This window comes from Xanthobacter sp. 91 (genome assembly GCF_000702385.1).
GTDB classification, from domain to species: Bacteria; Pseudomonadota; Alphaproteobacteria; order Rhizobiales; family Xanthobacteraceae; genus Xanthobacter; species Xanthobacter aminoxidans.
The window spans coordinates 495,558-512,984 of the sequence record NZ_JNIB01000001.1 but is presented as its reverse complement, the minus strand read 5'-3'; the positions used below and the strand labels follow the sequence as shown (position 1 = coordinate 512,984).

Annotated in this window: 19 protein-coding genes and 1 other RNA gene; 11 read left to right on the top strand and 9 right to left on the bottom strand. The window is 69.7% G+C overall.

Features of this window, described 5'->3' with window-relative positions:
- Positions 1-20 precede the first annotated feature (20 nt).
- The gene (locus tag A37E_RS0102610) at positions 21-1,100 is read left to right on the top strand and encodes a hypothetical protein (RefSeq protein WP_029555196.1); all 1,080 of its coding nucleotides are present in this window, start codon (positions 21-23) and stop codon (positions 1,098-1,100) included.
- Positions 1,101-1,115: 15 nt separating this feature from the next.
- Positions 1,116-2,135 carry a peptidoglycan -binding protein gene (locus A37E_RS0102605; RefSeq protein ID WP_029555195.1) on the top strand — a complete coding sequence of 340 codons (1,020 nt, stop codon included), beginning with the start codon at positions 1,116-1,118 and terminating at the stop codon, positions 2,133-2,135.
- Positions 2,136-2,168: 33 nt separating this feature from the next.
- Here the strand turns inward: A37E_RS0102605 and A37E_RS0102600 are convergent, their stop codons facing one another.
- Genes A37E_RS0102600 through A37E_RS25090 form a run of 3 tightly spaced genes read right to left on the bottom strand, consistent with a single transcriptional unit; the run spans position 2,169 to position 4,689 of the window.
- Positions 2,169-2,510, bottom strand: coding sequence for a DUF1491 family protein (locus tag A37E_RS0102600; protein ID WP_029555194.1), 342 nt, complete (start codon positions 2,508-2,510; stop codon positions 2,169-2,171).
- Between the two features lie 14 nt (positions 2,511-2,524).
- Complete coding sequence (locus A37E_RS25780; RefSeq protein WP_029555193.1) at positions 2,525-3,211, bottom strand: peptidoglycan-binding domain-containing protein; 687 nt, start codon at positions 3,209-3,211, stop codon at positions 2,525-2,527.
- Positions 3,208-4,689 (bottom strand): HAMP domain-containing sensor histidine kinase, encoded by a 1,482-nt coding sequence (locus A37E_RS25090; RefSeq protein ID WP_156026218.1) that lies wholly within the window; start codon positions 4,687-4,689, stop codon positions 3,208-3,210. The genes A37E_RS25780 and A37E_RS25090 overlap by 4 nt, the downstream gene beginning before the upstream one ends.
- Before the next feature lie 243 nt (positions 4,690-4,932).
- On the opposite strand from A37E_RS25090, the gene A37E_RS25775 reads away from it, so the two are divergent.
- Both A37E_RS25775 and A37E_RS0102580 read left to right on the top strand, forming a co-directional pair.
- A complete protein-coding gene (locus A37E_RS25775) occupies positions 4,933-5,421 on the top strand; it encodes a DUF5330 domain-containing protein (RefSeq protein ID WP_051678734.1) in 489 nt (162 codons plus the stop codon).
- 157 nt (positions 5,422-5,578) lie between these two features.
- Positions 5,579-6,001: a SufE family protein gene (locus A37E_RS0102580; RefSeq protein WP_024277798.1), complete on the top strand. Its 423-nt coding sequence runs from the start codon at positions 5,579-5,581 to the stop codon at positions 5,999-6,001.
- Positions 6,002-6,064: 63 nt separating this feature from the next.
- Here A37E_RS0102580 and A37E_RS0102575 read toward each other — a convergent pair whose 3' ends face one another.
- The 3 genes from A37E_RS0102575 to A37E_RS0102565 all read right to left on the bottom strand — a co-directional run bounded on the left by A37E_RS0102575 (position 6,065) and on the right by A37E_RS0102565 (position 7,994).
- Positions 6,065-6,619 (bottom strand): hypothetical protein, encoded by a 555-nt coding sequence (locus A37E_RS0102575; RefSeq protein WP_029555190.1) that lies wholly within the window; start codon positions 6,617-6,619, stop codon positions 6,065-6,067.
- Positions 6,620-6,644: 25 nt separating this feature from the next.
- A complete protein-coding gene (locus tag A37E_RS27600; protein ID WP_280938287.1) occupies positions 6,645-6,773 on the bottom strand; it encodes a hypothetical protein in 129 nt (42 codons plus the stop codon).
- A 180-nt stretch (positions 6,774-6,953) separates the two neighbouring features.
- On the bottom strand, positions 6,954-7,994 hold the full coding sequence (locus A37E_RS0102565) for a GntR family transcriptional regulator (protein WP_245279251.1): 1,041 nt from the start codon (positions 7,992-7,994) through the stop codon (positions 6,954-6,956).
- Positions 7,995-8,227: 233 nt separating this feature from the next.
- On the opposite strand from A37E_RS0102565, the gene A37E_RS0102560 reads away from it, so the two are divergent.
- Entirely contained in the window at positions 8,228-9,325 is a 1,098-nt protein-coding gene (locus A37E_RS0102560; protein WP_029555188.1) for an Ldh family oxidoreductase, read from the top strand.
- Positions 9,326-9,579: 254 nt separating this feature from the next.
- Here the strand turns inward: A37E_RS0102560 and A37E_RS0102550 are convergent, their stop codons facing one another.
- Both A37E_RS0102550 and purD read right to left on the bottom strand, forming a co-directional pair.
- The gene (locus A37E_RS0102550) at positions 9,580-10,008 is read right to left on the bottom strand and encodes a thioesterase family protein (protein ID WP_029555187.1); all 429 of its coding nucleotides are present in this window, start codon (positions 10,006-10,008) and stop codon (positions 9,580-9,582) included.
- Positions 10,008-11,273, bottom strand: a complete 1,266-nt coding sequence (gene purD / locus A37E_RS0102545) for a phosphoribosylamine--glycine ligase (RefSeq protein ID WP_029555186.1) — start codon at positions 11,271-11,273, stop codon at positions 10,008-10,010. The genes A37E_RS0102550 and purD overlap by 1 nt, the downstream gene beginning before the upstream one ends.
- A 152-nt stretch (positions 11,274-11,425) precedes the next feature.
- Here purD and xseA point away from each other — a divergent pair, with 152 nt between their 5' ends.
- Entirely contained in the window at positions 11,426-12,877 is a 1,452-nt protein-coding gene (gene xseA, locus A37E_RS0102540; RefSeq protein WP_029555185.1) for an exodeoxyribonuclease VII large subunit, read from the top strand.
- A gap of 75 nt (positions 12,878-12,952) precedes the next feature.
- Positions 12,953-13,177, top strand: coding sequence for a DUF2093 domain-containing protein (locus A37E_RS0102535; RefSeq protein WP_024277804.1), 225 nt, complete (start codon positions 12,953-12,955; stop codon positions 13,175-13,177).
- 194 nt (positions 13,178-13,371) lie between these two features.
- On the opposite strand, the gene A37E_RS0102530 is transcribed toward A37E_RS0102535, so the two are convergent.
- On the bottom strand, positions 13,372-14,712 hold the full coding sequence (locus A37E_RS0102530; RefSeq protein ID WP_029555184.1) for a dihydroorotase: 1,341 nt from the start codon (positions 14,710-14,712) through the stop codon (positions 13,372-13,374).
- Between the two features lie 77 nt (positions 14,713-14,789).
- Here A37E_RS0102530 and A37E_RS0102525 point away from each other — a divergent pair, with 77 nt between their 5' ends.
- The 4 genes from A37E_RS0102525 (at position 14,790) to A37E_RS0102515 (ending at position 17,425) form a co-directional block, all read left to right on the top strand.
- The gene (locus A37E_RS0102525; protein ID WP_029555183.1) at positions 14,790-15,668 is read left to right on the top strand and encodes a folate-binding protein YgfZ; all 879 of its coding nucleotides are present in this window, start codon (positions 14,790-14,792) and stop codon (positions 15,666-15,668) included.
- Between the two features lie 13 nt (positions 15,669-15,681).
- Positions 15,682-16,293 (top strand): DNA-3-methyladenine glycosylase I, encoded by a 612-nt coding sequence (locus tag A37E_RS0102520; protein WP_038193803.1) that lies wholly within the window; start codon positions 15,682-15,684, stop codon positions 16,291-16,293.
- Between the two features lie 57 nt (positions 16,294-16,350).
- Positions 16,351-16,715: a transfer-messenger RNA gene (gene ssrA, locus A37E_RS26280) on the top strand.
- Between the two features lie 137 nt (positions 16,716-16,852).
- The gene (locus tag A37E_RS0102515) at positions 16,853-17,425 is read left to right on the top strand and encodes an SspB family protein (RefSeq protein WP_024277808.1); all 573 of its coding nucleotides are present in this window, start codon (positions 16,853-16,855) and stop codon (positions 17,423-17,425) included.
- The last annotated feature ends 2 nt before the right edge of the window (positions 17,426-17,427 follow it).

Below are 17,427 nucleotides of genomic sequence, written 5' to 3'. Positions count from 1 at the left end.
ACACTCGCTCGGGGAGAACCATGGCGCGCGTCGTCGATCCGTTCATCAAGCTGTCCTCGCCCCGCATCTTTCTGGTGCGGATGCTGGTGTTCCTGGCCCTGTGCGCGGCGCTGGCGGCGGTGCTGCACCGGCAGATCGTCGCCGCCTTCCTCAACAATCCGGGCCTCAACGGCGTCATCTTCGGCGTGCTCGCCGTGGGCATCATCCTCGCGCTCCGGCAGGTGTCGCGCCTGTTCCCGGAGGTGGACTGGGTGAATTCCTTCCGCCTCGCCGATCCCGGCCTCGCGGTATCACGCCCGCCGACGCTGCTGGCGCCCATGGCCGCGCTGCTGGGCGAGCGGCTGGGGCGCATGACCATCTCGCAGGCCACCATGCGCTCCATCCTCGATTCCATCGGCACCCGCCTCGATGAGAGCCGGGACATGGGGCGCTACCTCACGGGCCTGCTCGTGTTCCTCGGCCTGCTGGGCACCTTCTGGGGCCTCCTGGAGACCGTCTCCTCCATCGGCGCGGTCATCGGCGCGCTGCAGGTGGGGCCGGACGTGGGCTCCATCTTCGAGGACATGAAGAGCGGCCTCGCCGCCCCCCTCGGCGGCATGGGCACGGCCTTCTCCTCCTCGCTGTTCGGCCTCTCCGGCTCGCTGGTGCTGGGCTTTCTCGACCTTCAGGCGGGCCAGGCGCAGAACCGTTTCTATACGGACCTGGAAGACTGGCTCTCCACCACCGTGCGCGATCTCGACGACGGGCCGCGCGATCGCGCGCTCGCCGCCGACCGCGAGGCTGCCCCCCGCGTGCCCGCTGCCCCCGCTCCGGCACAGGTTGCCGCCGCCGCGCCGCTGGCGCTGCCCCCGCCGGTGCTGGACCTCGATCCTTTGGTCTCGGCCATGGGGCGGCTGGAGAAGACCATGACGGAGGCGGGCTCCCAGCGCGTCACCACGGCGCTGGCCCAGCTTGCCGAGAGCCTGCAGGGCCTCGTCACCCATATGCGCTCCGAACAGGCGCTGCTGAAGCAGATGATCGAGCAGCAGCAGGCGCAGCAGGAGCAGATGCGGCGCCTACTCTCCAAGGTCGAGGACGACGCCGGTCCGCGGCGCAACTGAGCGGAGGCAGAACCCATGGCCCTCGGCCGGCGCGGGCGCGACCGCCACATCGACTACTGGCCCGGCTTCGTGGACGCCTTGTCCACGCTGCTTCTCGTCTTCACCTTCCTGTTGTCGGTGTTCATCCTCACCCAGTTCTTCCTGACGCAGGAGATGGCGGGCAAGGATGACGTGATGCAGCGCCTTCAGGCGCAGATCCGCCAGCTCACCGACCTGCTGTCGCTGGAGCGCGCGAACAGCCAGTCCTCCGAGAGCGAACTCGCCTCCGTGCGCGCCTCGCTGGAGGCCAGCGAGAGCGAGCGCGACAAGCTGCGCGGGCAGGCCATCGCCGTGCCGGCCCCCTCCGACACCGGCCGCGCCAACGCCTTGTCCCGCGAACTCGATCTCCAGAAGGACGTGGCCGCCCGCGCCGCCGCCCAGATCGAGCTGCTCAACCAGCAGATCGCGGCCCTGCGTCGGCAGATGGCGGCGCTGGAAGAGGCGCTCAACATCTCCGAGAAGCGCGACGCCGAGAGCCAGTCTAAGATCACCGACCTCGGGCGCCGCCTCAACGTGGCGCTGGCCCAGCGGGTGCAGGAACTCACCCGCTTCCGCTCCGAATTCTTCGGCCGCCTGCGCGACATCCTCGGCAACCGGCCGGACATCCGCGTGGTGGGCGATCGCTTCGTGTTCCAGTCGGAAGTGTTCTTTGACGCCGGCTCGGCGGTGATGAAGCCGGAGGCCGTCGCCTCCCTCGACAAACTGGCGGGCGCCATCCTCGACCTCGAGAAGTCCATCCCGCCGGACATCTCCTGGGCGCTGCGCATCGACGGCCACACCGACAACCGGCCCATCTCCACCGCGCAATTTCCCTCCAACTGGGAACTGTCGGCGGCCCGCGCCATTGCGGTGGTGCAGTATCTCATCGCCAAGGGGGTGAGCCCCAACCATCTCATCGCCGCCGGCTTCGGCGAATACCAGCCCCTCGATACCGGCACCTCCGACGAGGCCCGCGCCCGCAACCGCCGCATCGAGCTGAAGCTGACGGAGCGCTGAGCGGGAGGGGAGGGCAGGGGGAACGGGGCGCCGCTACTCCACCAGATCCAGAAAGTGTCGCCCCTGGCGGTCCTCGATCTCCAGCACGAAGATGTCCGGGTCAAACTTCAGCTCGCGGGCGATGCGGGCGTCGGCGTCCGCCTCCGGGCTACCGGGGGCGACCAGGACCGAGAACTTGCGGTCCGCGGGGAAGGATTCATCGAAAGCGGACTGCGGCGCCGGGCCGTAGAGCGCGGCGGTGCCGTCGAGGCGGGCCACCTTCACGAAGATGGCGCCGGCCTCTTCCGCGCCCTTGCGCACCAGGGTCGCATAGCACCCCTCCACCTGGCAGCGGCGGATGAGGGCGGAGACGAAGATCGCGCTCTTGAGGCGCATTCAGGTGCGCGCCATCAGTTCAGCGCCATGCCGGAGACGGAGCCCAGCTCGCGCACCAGCTTGTCGGTGATCTCGCCGTCGGCGGTCAGGTTGCGGTCGCGCTGGAAGCGCACGATGGCGGCGCGCGTCTCGCCGCCGGGCCGGCCGTCCACCTTGATGGGACCGTAGCCGAGCTTGGACAGCGCCTTCTGCACCGAGAGGATGCGCGGCGAGGCGCCCACGTCCGCCGGCGGACGCACGGCGCCGGTGATGTCCCCCGACGAGACGAGGCCCGCGGGCGGGCGGCTGGGCGGCGGCTCGCCGCGGGCGTCCGCGGTGCGCGCGCCGGTCGCCGGCACGAGGGGGGCGGCGGTGCCCGTCACCGAGGTGCGGATGGAGAGATAGCCGAGCGAGCCGGTGGTGGCGCCGCCCGTAGGTGCCGACGTCGTCGCGGTTCCGGTGCCCGTGGCGGTGAGCGGGACGGTGGTGTGGTTGACCTTTCCGGCCCCGGCCGGTCGGGCCATGGGCAGCGGCGCGCTGGGCGGCGAGGTCTGAAGGACAAGCACGTTGGCGAGGAAGGCGCCGCTGCCGGCCAGCGCCACCAGCGCCGCCATCACGTCCATGCGGCGCAGCCGGCGCGCCTGCCGTGCAGTCTCCTCGGCCTCGGCGGCCTCGGCAAGTTCCGGGGGCGCTGCGTTTGCGGTGGCCGTTTCCAGCTTCATGCCGTCCTCTTTGCCCGTGTGTCTTCGGTCCGCGCCGGAAACGGCGCAACGACCCCCTGTCCCTGTCCGTACCCTGGGGCCTCGATCGCGGCTGCGACCGGCAGGCTCACCGACACGCTCGTCCCCCGGCCGAGCGCGCTTTCCACCCGCACATCGCCGTCGTGCAGCTTCACGAGACCCTTCACCACGGCGATGCCGAGGCCCGAGCCCCGCGCCTTCTGGATGCAGTCGCCGGCCTGGAAGAAGGGCTCGCCGAGGCGCGCCACGTCCTCCGGCCGCATGCCGGGGCCGGTATCGCGGACGCGGATGATGAGTTCGTCGCCCTGCATCCTGACGCCCACCTGCACCCGCCCCCCGGCGGGCGTGAACTTGACGGCATTGGAGAGCAGGTTGAGCACGATCTGGCGCAGAGCGCGCTTGTCCGCATCAAGCAGCGGCAGGCGCGCCGGCACCTTGGTCTTCACGCTCACGCCGGTGCGCTCGGCATCGAGTGCCACCATCTCGGCGCAGCCGGCGACGAGGGCGCCCACATCCACCGCCTCGCGCTCAAGCACATAGGCGCCGGCCTCCACCCGCGACAGATCGAGGATGTCGTTGACGAGGCCGAGTAGGTGCTGGCCGCTTTCATGGATGATGCGGGCGTAGTCGGCCTTGCGCGCATCGTCCAGCGGCGCGCCGGTGGGCGTGGCGAGCAGTTCGGAAAAACCGAGGATGGCGTTGAGCGGCGTGCGCAGCTCGTGGCTCATGGCGGCGAGGAAGCGGCTCTTGGCGGCGTTGGCCGCCTCCGCCTCGGCGCGGGCGCGGGCGGCGGCGTCGGCCTTCTGGCGCTCGGCCTTCATCTGCTCGGTCTGGGCCTGCTGCCACGGCGCTCGCCAGGAGACGCGCACCATGCCGCCCCGCATGGCCCGGCACCGGACCTCGGCGGTGAGGAAGGCCGGCGCGCCGTCGCCGGCCGCGTCGCAGCGCAGGCGCAGCTCCAGCGTGGCGGCACGGCCGCGCGAGGCCGCTTCCACAGCGGACAGAAAGGCGGGGCGGTCGGCCACCAGAACGCGCTCGAACAGGGCCATGCCCTCCAGCGCCGACGCGGGAGACGTGGCGAAGGGGCCGCCCTGGCGCTCCACCCGCACCACCTCGCCGCGCGGGCCGTGGCAGGTGACGAGCAGCATGTCGGAGGGCGGCGCGGCGCTCGCCTTCGTGGCGGCACGGGCGAGGCCGCCGGCCACCGCCGCGAGGGCCGCGCAGACGAAGCCGCTGGCGAGAAGGGTGGTGGCGTTGAGGAGGCCGCCGGTGGCAAGGCCCGAAACTTCCGCGAGCAGCACCAGCCCGCCGGAGCCGAGGCCGAGCAGGCCGAGGCCGCTCAGCACCGCGCCGGTCAGGCGGCCGAGGCCGGCAAGGCGCGGCAACGCTTCCCGGTCCCCGCCGTCGCGGGTCGGGAGAGGTCGCGCACCGGCCGCTGCATCGCCGAAGACGTGAGCCACGTCGCCCCCTGTCAAGTGCCGTTGTTCGCCAGCGCGTGTCGCCGCCCTGGCATGACGTTTCGCAAAACCCTGCCACGGTGGGCTTTAAGCGAACGCTAAGCCGGCGCCGATCGCGCGCTGTCAGCGTTAACGATGTCTTGAAAAGTCGGGGCACGGCCGGCGCGCATCGGCCCACGGGCGGGCGCGTCGGTGGTAGTGTCGAAGGGCGCGAATTCAGCTTCGCCGCCGTTTCAAGAGGGAGCGATGTTCTTCCTGTTCCGCCTCGCCTTCTGGGTCGGCCTCGTGCTGCTCCTCCTCCCCTTCGGCCTCAAGGGCTCGGATGGACGGGACGTGAGCGTGTTCGATGCCTTCGGCGCCGCCCAGGCGCTGGTGGCGGACCTGCGCGGCTTCTGCGATCGCCAGCCCCAGGCCTGCGCGGTGGGCGGGCAGATGGCCGGGCACTTGGTGGAGAAGGCTCAGGTCGGCGCGCGCTGGGTCTATGAGTCCATCGGCCATCACGAAGGCGCGCCGCCGGCCCCCGTGCAAGGTGCGGCCCCCGCCCAGCCGGGCAGGAATTCCGCGGAAAAGGGCAGCGCGCTCGACCTCACGCCGCAGGACCTGATGCCTTTGTGGGGCGGCGGTGACGCGGCCAAGATGGTGGTGCCGCAGGGCTTCCAGCCCGTCGCCGGGCAGCCGGCGCAGACCATGACCCCCACCCCTCTGCCGCCGCTGCCGCCTCGCCGCCCGGCCTGAGGTTGATGGCGCGGCGGGTTGCGTCGCGCCGATCCGGTACCATGTTCGGGATGTGGATTAGGCAGGCATTGCTTGCCGGCTGTGCTATGCTGCAGCGCAAGGACAGGCGGCCCTGCCCTTTTTCCCGGCCGTCATCTGGTGACGAGGAATTGGCCTCATGAACGCTGACGATCTGATTGCGGATTTTGAATTTCTCGACAATTGGGAAGACCGCTACCGGCACGTGATCGAGCTCGGCAAGAAGCTGCCGCCCTTTCCCGAGGCCGAGCGCAACGACACCAACAAGGTGCAGGGTTGCGCGAGCCAGGTGTGGCTCATCTCCCACGTAAAAGAGACCCCCGCCGGCCCGCTGCTGGAGTTCGAGGGGGATTCCGACGCCCACATCGTGCGCGGTCTCGTGGCGGTGCTGCTCCAACTGGTCTCCGGGCGCACGCCCAAGGAGATCATGGAGACCGACATCCTCGGCGTGTTCCGCCAGATCGGGCTTGAGGGCCATCTGACGCCGCAGCGCTCCAACGGGCTGAGGTCCATGGTCGAGCGCATCCGCGGCCATGCCCGCAATGCGATGGCCGCGGCCTGATGCTGCCGGCCGGCTTCCGGGCCGGCCCAGCTCCCGCCGTTCGCTAGGTTTCGCCAACCCTTATCAGGGCACCGCGCGCACGCTGATGCTGGCCTCGGCGAGGCGCTGGCAGAGCCGGCGCTGCCCGGCGATGGGCCACCAGTCGTAGAGGAAGATTTCCATCGGCCGCCAAAGCGCCACCCAGCCGAGAATCAGCAGGCCCTCGGCGGCGAGGCTGGCGAGGTTTTCGAGCCGTGGCTCGGCGATGAGCCCGGCAATGCCCAGGCACAGCGCCAGCACGAGAATGCCGATGGCGAGCGAGACGCGGCCGACCCGGAACAACTCCGACAGCTCCGCCGAAAGCGCGCGCGCCCTCAGGGCGAAATAGCCGCGGATGGCGTCGGGCAGACCCGCCGCCTCGCTGGTCAGCGCCTCGTCGGGCGGCAGATGGACGACGATGGAGAGCGGAGCGCCGCGCGGCAGCTCGCGCGCCCACTCCACGATGAAGGCTTCCGCCTCCGCGTCGAGGTCGCGTTCCCGGAAAGGGAACGGGTCCAGCATGTTGAAGAGCTGCGGGACCCGCTCGACGCGAATCTCGATGGTGGAGCCTGCGGAATCAGGCCCGGCGACCGGGGTCACGGCGGGAGGTTCGGGGCGTCGCGCCTCAGCGATGGGTGCGGCGGGCGCGCACGCGCACCGGTACCATCTGCCTCTGCTTGGCGGCGAGCTGCGCAAGCGCAACCGCGGCAAGACCAGCGAGGACGAGGGCGGAACCGGCAACGAGGGACAACATCAGATCCTCCACCACCACGCAGGCGCTCGTATTTTCCGCACCTTTCCGAAGGGAGGGTGCGACCGATGCGCCGGCGAACAATGCAATCTTAACCGGGTTCGCGCGCTTCGCCACCCGTTCAGATCAAGAAATGTTCCGTTTTGGTGCGATCGGAAGACCTGTCACGGCGATTTGAGAGGCTCAGAGCGGCGAGAGGTAGGGCAGGGGGCCCGGGGCGAACTCCCGCCGCACCCGGTCGAGCCGCTCCACCGCGCGGCCGAATGACCCGCGCAGGTGGTCGCGCAGGGCGTTTGCCGCACCCTCCACGTCTGCCGCCGCGAGGCGTTCGGCGACATCGAGATGTTCGGCGATGAAGGGCTCGCGGCCGTGGGGCTGGGGCGCGCGCACATAAAGAAAGGTGAGGGCGACCAGCAGCGTCTGGCAGGTGGCCAGCGCCTCCATCAGCGTGGCATTGCCGCAGCGGCCGAGCAGGCCGACGTGCAACTCGGTCTCCAAGGCGCCGAGGCGGGCGCCGTCCACCGCGTCGGGGTGGGCGGCGGCATCGCGCAGGTTCGCCAGCAGCGTCGCCACCTGTCCGGGGGCGAGGCGTGGAAAGGCAAGCCGCAGCGCCGCCGGCTCCAGAATGGCGCGCATCTCGAACAGCTCGGCCACATAGGCGGGCGTCAGCGCCGGGGCATACCAGTGCAGGCGGGCATCCTTGCGCACCACGCCGCGCTGGTTGAGGCGCGAGAGCACTTCGCGGGCCACCGTGCGGCTCACGCCGTAATAGGCGGCGAGATGGTTCTCCACCACGCGGAAGGCCCCGAGCGCGGTGCGCGAGACCACCTCCTGCTCCACGTCCGCATAGATGCGCTGCCAGGTCGATTCGGGGGCGAGCTGGATCGGCGCCGCGCCGCTCACATCCACGGAAGGGACCGCGGGCGCCGGCCCGGCGAGGGGCATGACCTCGAAGCCGTGGCCCTCGCTGCGGCTGACGAGCCCCACCCGCTCCAGCCGCGCCAGCGCCTGCCGCGCCGGTGCGCGGGAGATGCCGAATCGCTCGGCGATGCGGGATTCGAGCAGGCGCTCGCCGGGGGCGAGGGCGCCGGAGGCGATCTGCGAGGCGAGGATGTCGAAGGCGCGTTCATGCAGACGCGGGGCGATGCCGGCCACCGGGCGTGGTCGCCGCTCGCCCGAGGGCAACGCCTTGCCCGCAGACGCCGTGGGGGCCTCACTTGTCACGTCCCGTCCGCTCACGCTCCACGTCCATCGTTCCAGCCGCACCGGTCGCGGCCCGGCGGCAAGGTGCCCCAGGCCGGTGCAAATGCCAAGTTGTCCAAAGGGTTGCCTGCCCGTTTGCCGGCTGACCGGATGCCGCACCGTCGGCCGTGTGAAAGGGAGTTTACACCATCACCGTCCAATGCATACAAAGGACACTCGCTGAGCCACCCCAGCGCCGCCTCAAGGATTGCCCCATGTCCGCGCCGACTGCCGCGCCCGCTTCCGCCCGCTCCACATCCCTCGAACGGCACCGGGAGGACGCGCTGTTTGCCTTCTGCAGTGCGGCCCTCGCGGCGGCGGGGGCGGATGCGGCCAGCGCCGAGGCGGCGACGCGCGCCATGCTGCACGGCTCGCGCTTCGGGGTGGACAGCCACGGTGTGCGGCTGCTGGACCATTATGTGGCGGTAATCGCGGGCGGCCGGGTGAACGGCCATCCCACGCTCGACTTCCGGACCAGCGCGGCGGCGGTGGCGACGCTCGATGCCAACCACGGCCATGGCGCCCGTGCCGCCTATGCGGCCATGGACCGGGCGATGGAGAATGCCGCCCTCTACGGCATCGGCGCCGTGGCCATCCGCAACTCGTCCCACTTCGGCGCGGCGGGGGCCTATGCGCTGGCGGCGGCGGAGAAGGGCTATATCGGGCTCGCCTTCTGCAATTCGGACAGTTTCGTGCGCCTGCACGGCGGGGCGGAGCGCTTCCACGGCACCAATCCCATCGCCATGGGCGTTCCGGTGAAGGGTGAGGCGCCGTGGTTCCTCGACATGGCCACCAGCGCCGTGCCCTACAATCGGGTGCTGCTCTACCGCAGCCTCGGCCAATCCCTGCCGCCGGAGGTCGCCTCCGATGGCGACGGCTTCGACACCATCGATCCGCACAATGTGGAAATGCTGGCCCCGCTGGGCGCCGCCTTCGGCTTCAAGGGGGCGGCGCTGGCCGGGGTGGTGGAAGTGTTCAGCGCCGTGCTGGCGGGCGCGCGGCTCTCGTTTGACATCGCACCCATGGGCGGGCCGGACTTCGGCACCCCCCGCAATGTGGGCGCCTTCGTGATGGCGATGAAGCCAGGCGCCTTCCTGCCGGAGGAGGAGTTCGACGCCGCCATGCAGCGCTATCGCCGCACGCTGCGCAATTCACGTCCCGCGTCGGGGGATATGGTGATGGCGCCGGGCGATCGCGAATGGAAGGTGGCGGACGAGCGCCGCCGCGACGGCATTCCCATCGACCCGGCCACTGCCGAGGCCTTCGACCGCCTCGCCGCGCGATTCGGTCTGGCCCGGCCGAAAGCCGTTTAGCCTCAGGCCTTTCAGCCGAAGATGACCGCCGCGGCGATGATGCCGTAGGCGGTGAGGAAGAGCAGGCTGTCCCGCAGGACCTGTCCGCGAACCGCTGTCATGATGAGCCTCGTGGATTTCACATTCGACTATTTCTCCGAATTTAATATCTAATGTGAATCCACGTCAAAAACATAATTTTAATGTGAATTTGGGGTGCGCAGAATTCCGGCATGGCCGCCGCGATTCCTGGAACTTGGGGGATGTGGCGCCGGTCAGGCGATCCGGAGCGCTTCGAGGGCGGCCCGCATCTCGTCGGACAGGGGCGCGGCGCGGCGTTCGGTGAGATCGAAGAGGACGATCACCGTCTCGGCCGTGGCCATGCACTGGCCATCCTGGAAGATGGCCTGCCTGAGGCCCACGGAACTGCGGCCGAGGGAGATGACGCCCGTTCCGATATCCGCTTCGCCCGGCCAATGCATCTCCGCCCGGTAGTCGAGCACGAGACGGACCAGCGCGAAGCCCATGCCCTGCGGCGCCAGACGGCGCGGCGTCAGCAGCAGGTGGGTCCGCCCCGTCTCCAGGAAGGTGGAGAACACCGCATTGTTGACGTGCCCGAGCATGTCGGTGTCGCCATACCGGATGGTGTCGCGCGCCTTCACCGGGAAATCGTCGAGGACGGGGAGGGGGGCCTTTTCGGCCATCAGCCGGCCTTCCCCAGCGCCCGCCAGCCGATGTCGGAGCGGAAGAATCCGTCCGGCCAGTCGATGCGGGCGACGGCGGCATAGGCGCGTTCGCGGGCCTCAGCCAGCGTCGCTCCGGTGGCGGTGACGTTCAGCACCCGCCCGCCGTTGGAGACGAGCGTGCCACCCTTCATCCGCGTGCCGGCCTGGAACACGGTGACTCCCTCCAGCGCCGAGGCCTCGCCGAGGCCGCCGATAGGCGAGCCGATCTGGTGCGGGCCGGGATAGCCGCGCGAGGCATAGACCACCGTCATGGCCGCGACGGGGGACCACAGGGGCGTCACCTCGGCGAGGCGGCCGGCGGCGGTGGCGTGGAGCACTTCCACGAGATCCCCCGCGAAGCGCGGCATCAGCACCTGGCACTCGGGATCGCCGAAGCGACAATTGTATTCCACCAGCTTGGGGCCGTTGGTGGTGAGCATGAGCCCGGCATAAAGCACGCCGCGATAGGGCGTTCCGGCCTTGACCATGGCGCGGGCGGTGGGGATGAGGATTTCCTCCAGCGCCCGGCGCTCCAGCTCTTCCGTCAGCACCGGGGCGGGGGAATAGGCGCCCATACCGCCGGTGTTGGGGCCGAGGTCGCCGTCATAGGCGCGCTTGTGGTCCTGGGCGCTGCCGAAGGCGACGACGGTCTCGCCGTCCACGAGGGCGAACAGGCTCGCCTCCTCGCCCTCCATGAATTCCTCGATGAGCACCTCGGTGCCGCCGCCGGCGAACACCTGCTCCACCGCGTCCACCGCCTCCTCGACGGTGAGGGCGACGACCACGCCCTTGCCGGCCATCAGCCCGTCCGCCTTCACCACGATGGGCGCGCCCTGCGCGCGGATGTAGGCGGCGGCCTCGGCGGTGGAGGTGAAGCGGCCGAAGGCGGCGGTGGGAATGTCGTTCGCCTTGCACAATTCCTTGGTGAAGAGCTTGGAGCCCTCCAGCCGGGCGGCCGCCGCGGTGGGGCCGAAGGCGAGGATGCCGGCGGCGGCGAGGCGATCCACAAGGCCGGCCACCAACGGCGCCTCGGGGCCGACCACCACCAGGTCGATGGTGTGCTCCTGACACCATTTCACGATGGTGTCGTGGGCGGACAGCGGGATGCCTTCCACCACGTCCGCGAACTCGGCGATGCCCGGATTGCCGGGCAAGGCGTAGAACTGACCGATGGTTGGGCTCTGCGCCAGCTTCCAGGCGAGGGCGTGCTCACGCCCTCCCGAACCGAGCAGCAGGATGTTCATGCGGCCTCCCCCGAGTTTCCGACGGATCTTGGTTTTCTGTTCTCTTCGCCTATCGGCTCAAGGCCGCGCAAACAAGGGGCAGGGCTCTGCGCTCGCCGCATGGGGCACCTTCCCGTTATGCTGGTACACCACCCGTCCGGGTTCCGATTCGCATGACAGATGATGCCGAAGTCAGGGCCAATGCGCCCGAATGGAGCGTTTCCGAGCTGTCCGCCGCCCTGCGCCGGACGGTGGAGGACGCCTACGGCCACGTTCGGGTGCGAGGCGAAATTTCCGGCTATCGCGGCCCCCATTCCTCCGGCCACGCCTATTTTTCGCTGAAGGATGCCGGCGCGCGGCTCGATGCGGTGATCTGGAAGGGCACCTTCCAGCGCCTGCGCCTCAAGCCCGAGGAGGGGCTGGAGGTGGTGGCGACCGGCAAGCTCACCACCTATCCGGGAAAATCCGGCTACCAGATCGTCATTGAAACGCTGGAGTTCGCCGGCGCCGGCGCCATCATGGCCATGCTGGACGAGCGCAAGCGTCGCCTCGCCGCCGAAGGCCTGTTCGATCCCGCCCGCAAGCAGGAGCTGCCTTTCCTGCCTAGGGTGATCGGTGTCGTCACCTCGCCCACCGGGGCGGTGATCCGCGACATCCTCCACCGCCTCAACGACCGATTCCCCCGCCGGGTCCTGGTATGGCCGGTGCGGGTGCAGGGCGAGACCTCGGCCGCCGAGGTGGCCGCCGCCATCCGCGGCTTCAACGATCTGCCCGAGGGCGGGCCGATTCCCCGGCCGGACGTGATTGTGGTGGCGCGCGGCGGCGGTGCGCTGGAGGACCTGCTCGGCTTCTCCGACGAGGCGGTGGTGCGGGCGGCGGCGGAGAGCATGATTCCGCTGGTCTCGGCCGTGGGCCACGAGACCGACGTGACCCTCATCGATTTCGCCGCTGACGTGCGCGCGCCCACCCCCACGGCTGCGGCCGAGATGGTGGTGCCGGTGCGCACCGATCTGATCGCCACGGTGGAAGATCTCGGCGCCCGCCTGATCGCCGCGCCCTTGCGCCTTCTCGACCGGCGCCGAGCCGATCTGCGCGGCCTCGCCCGGCTCCTCCCGGCGGCGGAAACTCTGCTGGCCCAGCCGCGCCAGCGCCTCGACCTTGCCGCCGAGCGGCTGCCGCGCGCCTTGCGGGCCAACGCTTCCGCCCACCGGCTTCAGCTGGCGGCGGTGCAGGCGCGCCTCTCGCCGGAGGCGCTGCGCACGCGGCTGGCGCGGGCGGGCGAACGGCTTGAGGTGCTGGATGGGCGCATGCGCCGGGCGCTGGAGGTGCAGAAGGAGCGCCGCACGGCGCGCCTCGCCTCGCTCTCTCAGCTTCTCAAGGCACTCTCTTACAAAGAGGTGCTGGGCCGCGGCTTCGCTCTGGTGCGGGATGCCGGCGGCCATGCGGTGCGGCGGGCGGCGGACATCGCGGACGGCGCGGCCCTGAGCCTGGAATTCGCCGATGGTCGGGTCGCCGTGCACGCGGGGGAGGGGGCTCCGGCACTGGATACGCCCCCTCGGGCGGCGCCGCGCCCCGCCGGCCGCAAGCCGAAGAAGGTAGAAGGGCCGACACTTTTCGACCCCTGATCGTGCGCCCCTTTCGCGTTGCGGCGCAAAGGGCTATCCTCCCGGCAAACCAGTTTTCGGGACGCTCCCCAGGTGATGAACAGATTCGAACGCTTCCCCGAGCCCCATGGCGAGGCGGAAGTGCGCTACCTCGATGGTGAATTCCGCATCCTGCGGCCCGGCAGCTTCGTGCGCTGCGCCGTGACCGGGCAGACCATCCCGCTCGACGAACTGCGCTACTGGAGCGTCGATCTTCAGGAAGCCTATGCCAGCCCCGAGGCTGTGCTCACCCGCGTGCGCGAGCAGCCCCGGCAGGGGTGAGGGCAGCGCTCTCGCGCCCCGGACGCATGCAGCGACAGCGGAATGCGAGCCGGGGCCCAGCGCAAGGGCCCGCCGAAGGCGCGTCCTGATCCCACTGTTCTCAGACATTGCCCTGCTGCGCGGAACTCTTGCGCTGGACCCCGGATCAGCGCTCCGGCTGCGCCGTCGCTTGTCCGGGGAACGGGGCGCCCGCCTCAGCCCTGCGGCTGAAGCGTCTCCAGGAAGCGGATGGGCTGGCCGGCGGACGGCCCCGTCAGTTCGCCTTCCCACATCACCTTGCGGCCGCGCACGAAGGTGCCCACGGGCCAGCCGGTGACCTCTTTCCCGTCATAGGGCGTCCACTGCGCCCGCGAGGCGATCCAGTTGTTGGTGATGGTGGCGCGGCGCTTCAGGTCCACCACGGTGAAGTCGGCGTCGTAGCCCACCACGATGCGCCCCTTGCCGGCGATGCCGAACAGGCGCGCCGGGCCGGCGCTGGTGAGGTCGATGAAGCGCTCCAGCGTCAGGCGGCCGGCAGCGACGTGATCCAGCATCAGCGGCACCAGCGTCTGCACGCCGGTCATGCCCGAGGGGCTTTCGGGATAGGGCTTGCTCTTTTCTTCCAGGGTGTGCGGGGCATGGTCGGAGCCGAGCACGTCGACGACGCCGTTGGCGATGGCCGCCCACAGCCCGTCGCGGTGGCGCTCGCCGCGCACCGGCGGGTTCATCTGGGCCAGCGTCCCGAGCCGCTCGTAGCATTCCGGGGCAGCCATGGTGAGGTGGTGGGGCGTCACCTCCACCGAGGCCACATCGCGCGCGTCGGCGAGGAAATCCATCTCTTCGGCCGAGGTCACGTGCAGCACATGCACCCGCGCGCCGGTCTCGCGGGCGAGGTTCACCAGCCGCCGGGTGGCGGTGAGCGCCGCGATCTCGTCGCGCCACACCGGGTGGGAGGAGGCATCACCCGGCACGCGCAGGCCCTTGCGCTCCTGCAGGCGCGGCTCGTCCTCGCAATGGAAGGCGGCGCGGCGGCGGATGACCTTCAGGATGTTGCGCACGCCGTCGTCGTCCGGCACCAGCAGCGAGCCGGTGGAGGAGCCAATGAACACCTTGATGCCGGCGGCGCCGGGCAGGCGCTCCAGCTCCGGCAGGTCCTTCACATTGTCATGGGTGCCGCCCACATAGAAGGCGAAGTCGCAATGCATGCGGTTCGTGCCGCGGGCGATCTTGTCTTCCAGCGCGGAGGGATTGGTGGTCTGGGGAATGGTGTTCGGCATCTCGAACACGCCGGTCACGCCGCCCATGACGGCGGCGCGGGAGCCGGTCTCCAGGTCTTCCTTCTGCTCCAGCCCCGGCTCGCGGAAATGCACCTGCGTGTCGATGACGCCGGGCAGGATATGAAGGCCGGTGGCGTCCACCACCTCGCCCGCGCTCGCGGCGGAGAGATCGCCGATGGCGCGGATGCGCCCGCCCGTGACACCGATGTCGGCAACGGCAATGCCGGCGGGGGTCGCGACCGCGCCGCCCTTGAGCAGCAGATCGAAAGTCACGGGCATGGGAGGGGCTCGCTCTTGATGGGGACAGGCTGGCGGCCTTAAATCTGTTTTTTATTTTGCTGACAAGGACGGCCCCCATGCCGCTCATTCATTTGAACGATCGTACCCTCATTCGTGCCGATGGCCCCGATGCGGTGAAGCTCCTGCATTCCGTCATCACCTGTAACGTGAAGACCATGGCGCCGGGAGACGCCCGCTATGGCGGCCTGCTCACCCCGCAGGGCAAGATCATCTCCGATTTCCTGTTCTACGGCCTCGCCGAGGAGAGCTTCCTGTTCGACGTCCCCGCGGAGCGGGCGGAGGACCTGCTCAAGCGGCTGATCTTCCATCGCCTTCGGGCCAAGGTGACGTTCGAGGTGGCGGCCGACCTCGCGGTTGCCGCCGTGTTCGGCGATCACGGCGCCCTGCCGGAAGGCCGGCTCTTCACCGATCCGCGCTTCCCCGGCCTCGGCCAGCGGCTGGTGCTGGAGAAGGCCGTCGCGGACGGGCTTTCGAGCGACCTTGCCGCCTATGAGGCGCACCGCATCGCCCTCGGCATCCCCAAGGGCGGCGCCGATTTCACCTATGGCGACACCTTCCCCCACGAGGCCGACATGGACCAGCTCGGCGGCGTGGACTTCAAGAAGGGCTGCTATGTCGGGCAGGAGGTGGTGAGCCGCATGGAGCACCGCTCCACCCCGCGCAACCGGCTGGTGGAGGTCATCTTTCCCACCCCGCTCGCGGTCGGGCAGGAGATCGTGGCGGGCGACAAGAGCGTCGGTCAGCTCACCTCCGTCACCGAGGGGCGGGGCATCGCCACCGTCCGCCTCGACCGCGCCACCGACGCCCGCGCTGAGGGTGTGCCGCTGACCGCCGGGGCGGTGGAGGTGGAATTGCGCAAGCCCGAATGGGCGACCTTCCCATTGGACTGGGAAAAGAAGGTCAGCGCGCTGGACGCCAAATTCAAAGCCACCTGAGGAGCCCAAGAGAATGGACGATGCCGCGCCGAAGCCCGTGCGCCAGCCCTTGATCGCGCACGCGGACGGCCATGCCCGCTGCTTCTGGTGCGGCACCGATCCCTTCTACATGGCCTATCACGACGATGAATGGGGCGTGCCCGAGCGCGACAGCCGCGCCCTGTTCGAGAAGCTGCTGCTGGACGGCTTTCAGGCCGGCCTCTCCTGGATCACCATCCTGCGCAAGCGGGAGAATTTCCGCCGCGCCTTCGACGGCTTCGAGCCGGAGATCATCGCCCGCTACGACGCCGCCAAGGTGGAGGCGCTGATGCAGGATGCCGGCATCGTGCGCAACCGGGCGAAGGTGGAGGGCGCGGTGCTGTCCGCCCGCGGCTATCTCGATCTGCGCGACAAGGGGATCGCGTTCAGCGATTTCATGTGGGATGCGGTGGACGGCGAGACGAAGGTGAACCGCCCCCGCCGCATCGCCGACGTGCCCGCCGAGACGGCCGAATCGAAGGCCCTGTCCAAGCGGCTCAAGGCGGCGGGCTTCAAGTTCGTCGGTCCCACCATCGTCTATGCCGCCATGCAGGCGTGCGGCCTCGTGGACGACCATCTGGAAGGCTGCCACTGCGCCAAAGCGTGAGGCTTGAAGGGAGGTGCCGCGCGGAACCGGGGACAGGGTGGCACATTTCGCCCCGCGCCCCTTTCATCGGCGGACGGCGGCGCCTATATTCACCGGGCCGGCGCAAGTCGGCTATGGCGATAAATCGGTGTTGGAATAAGCCTTTCGGACCCGGGGGCGGTACCCGGCGCCTCCACCAAAGCCCGTTTTTCCCTTGGGAAAGTCGGGCTCCGGCGGGGGCGAAATAGGATCGACGAGGGTGTAAAGAGCATTCTTTCGCTCGGCATTGTACCGCCGTTATCGGGCTAAACTTATAGTTGCCAACGACAACTATGCTCCGGTTGCTCTGGCCGCGTGAGCGGTTTGACGATCGAAATCAAAGTCCTACCGGGTAGCACTGGATAGGCGGGGTTCGGAGGCACCTGGCAACAGAAGCCTCCACTTCCCTCCCGACCGGCCGAAGGGGGGAAGCGCGCTCCTTCGTTCGTCCTTTCGGCCGCGGCGCCACCTGTTCACGGTGCCGCCCGGAAGGTCTCCGGAGCCTGGCTCGTCATCAGGCCGGAGGGACTTAAGCGGGCTCATGACGGTCGATCACATCCGCTACGATCTTCTCGCACAGGAGGCCCTGCGCTCCGTGGTGCGCCGTGTGCTCACGGACGTGGCCAAGACCGGCCTGCCGGGCGACCACCATTTCTTCATCTCCTTCGATACCCGCGCCCCCGGCGTCCGGCTTTCCCAGCGCATGCTGGAGAAATATCCGGAGGAGATGACCATCGTGCTCCAGCACCAGTTCTGGGACCTGATCGTCACCGAGACCTCGTTCGAGGTTGGCCTCTCCTTCGGTGGCATTCCCGAGCGCCTGCTGGTGCCCTTCACCGCCCTCAAGGGCTTCTTCGACCCGGCCGTGAAGTTCGGCCTCCAGTTCGAGACCCTCACCGCCGATGCGGACGGGGAAGAGACGGACGACGCCCCGCTGGAGACGCCCGTCTCGGCCAATGGCGCGGCCTCCAATGCACCGACCCCGCTCAAGCCCGCGCCCGGCGCCGCCTCCGAGCCGGCGCTGGCCAGTGCGGCGTCCACCGCCGAGGGGGCGGAAAAGCCCGCCGGCGGTGCGCAGGTGGTGCAGCTCGACGTCTTCCGCAACAAGAAGTAGCC

Excerpts from the sequence above, each read along its gene's own strand:
- A37E_RS0102610 (WP_029555196.1), top strand. The coding sequence starts at position 21 with ATGGCGCGCGTCGTCGATCCGTTCATCAAGCTGTCCTCGCCCCGCATC.
- A37E_RS0102605 (WP_029555195.1), top strand. The coding sequence starts at position 1,116 with ATGGCCCTCGGCCGGCGCGGGCGCGACCGCCACATCGACTACTGGCCC.
- A37E_RS0102600 (WP_029555194.1), bottom strand. The coding sequence starts at position 2,510 with ATGCGCCTCAAGAGCGCGATCTTCGTCTCCGCCCTCATCCGCCGCTGC.
- A37E_RS25780 (WP_029555193.1), bottom strand. The coding sequence starts at position 3,211 with ATGAAGCTGGAAACGGCCACCGCAAACGCAGCGCCCCCGGAACTTGCC.
- A37E_RS25775 (WP_051678734.1), top strand. The coding sequence starts at position 4,933 with ATGTTCTTCCTGTTCCGCCTCGCCTTCTGGGTCGGCCTCGTGCTGCTC.
- A37E_RS0102580 (WP_024277798.1), top strand. The coding sequence starts at position 5,579 with ATGAACGCTGACGATCTGATTGCGGATTTTGAATTTCTCGACAATTGG.
- A37E_RS27600 (WP_280938287.1), bottom strand. The coding sequence starts at position 6,773 with ATGTTGTCCCTCGTTGCCGGTTCCGCCCTCGTCCTCGCTGGTCTTGCC.
- A37E_RS0102560 (WP_029555188.1), top strand. The coding sequence starts at position 8,228 with ATGTCCGCGCCGACTGCCGCGCCCGCTTCCGCCCGCTCCACATCCCTC.
- A37E_RS0102550 (WP_029555187.1), bottom strand. The coding sequence starts at position 10,008 with ATGGCCGAAAAGGCCCCCCTCCCCGTCCTCGACGATTTCCCGGTGAAG.
- purD (WP_029555186.1), bottom strand. The coding sequence starts at position 11,273 with ATGAACATCCTGCTGCTCGGTTCGGGAGGGCGTGAGCACGCCCTCGCC.
- xseA (WP_029555185.1), top strand. The coding sequence starts at position 11,426 with ATGACAGATGATGCCGAAGTCAGGGCCAATGCGCCCGAATGGAGCGTT.
- A37E_RS0102535 (WP_024277804.1), top strand. The coding sequence starts at position 12,953 with ATGAACAGATTCGAACGCTTCCCCGAGCCCCATGGCGAGGCGGAAGTG.
- A37E_RS0102530 (WP_029555184.1), bottom strand. The coding sequence starts at position 14,712 with ATGCCCGTGACTTTCGATCTGCTGCTCAAGGGCGGCGCGGTCGCGACC.
- A37E_RS0102525 (WP_029555183.1), top strand. The coding sequence starts at position 14,790 with ATGCCGCTCATTCATTTGAACGATCGTACCCTCATTCGTGCCGATGGC.
- A37E_RS0102520 (WP_038193803.1), top strand. The coding sequence starts at position 15,682 with ATGGACGATGCCGCGCCGAAGCCCGTGCGCCAGCCCTTGATCGCGCAC.
- A37E_RS0102515 (WP_024277808.1), top strand. The coding sequence starts at position 16,853 with ATGACGGTCGATCACATCCGCTACGATCTTCTCGCACAGGAGGCCCTG.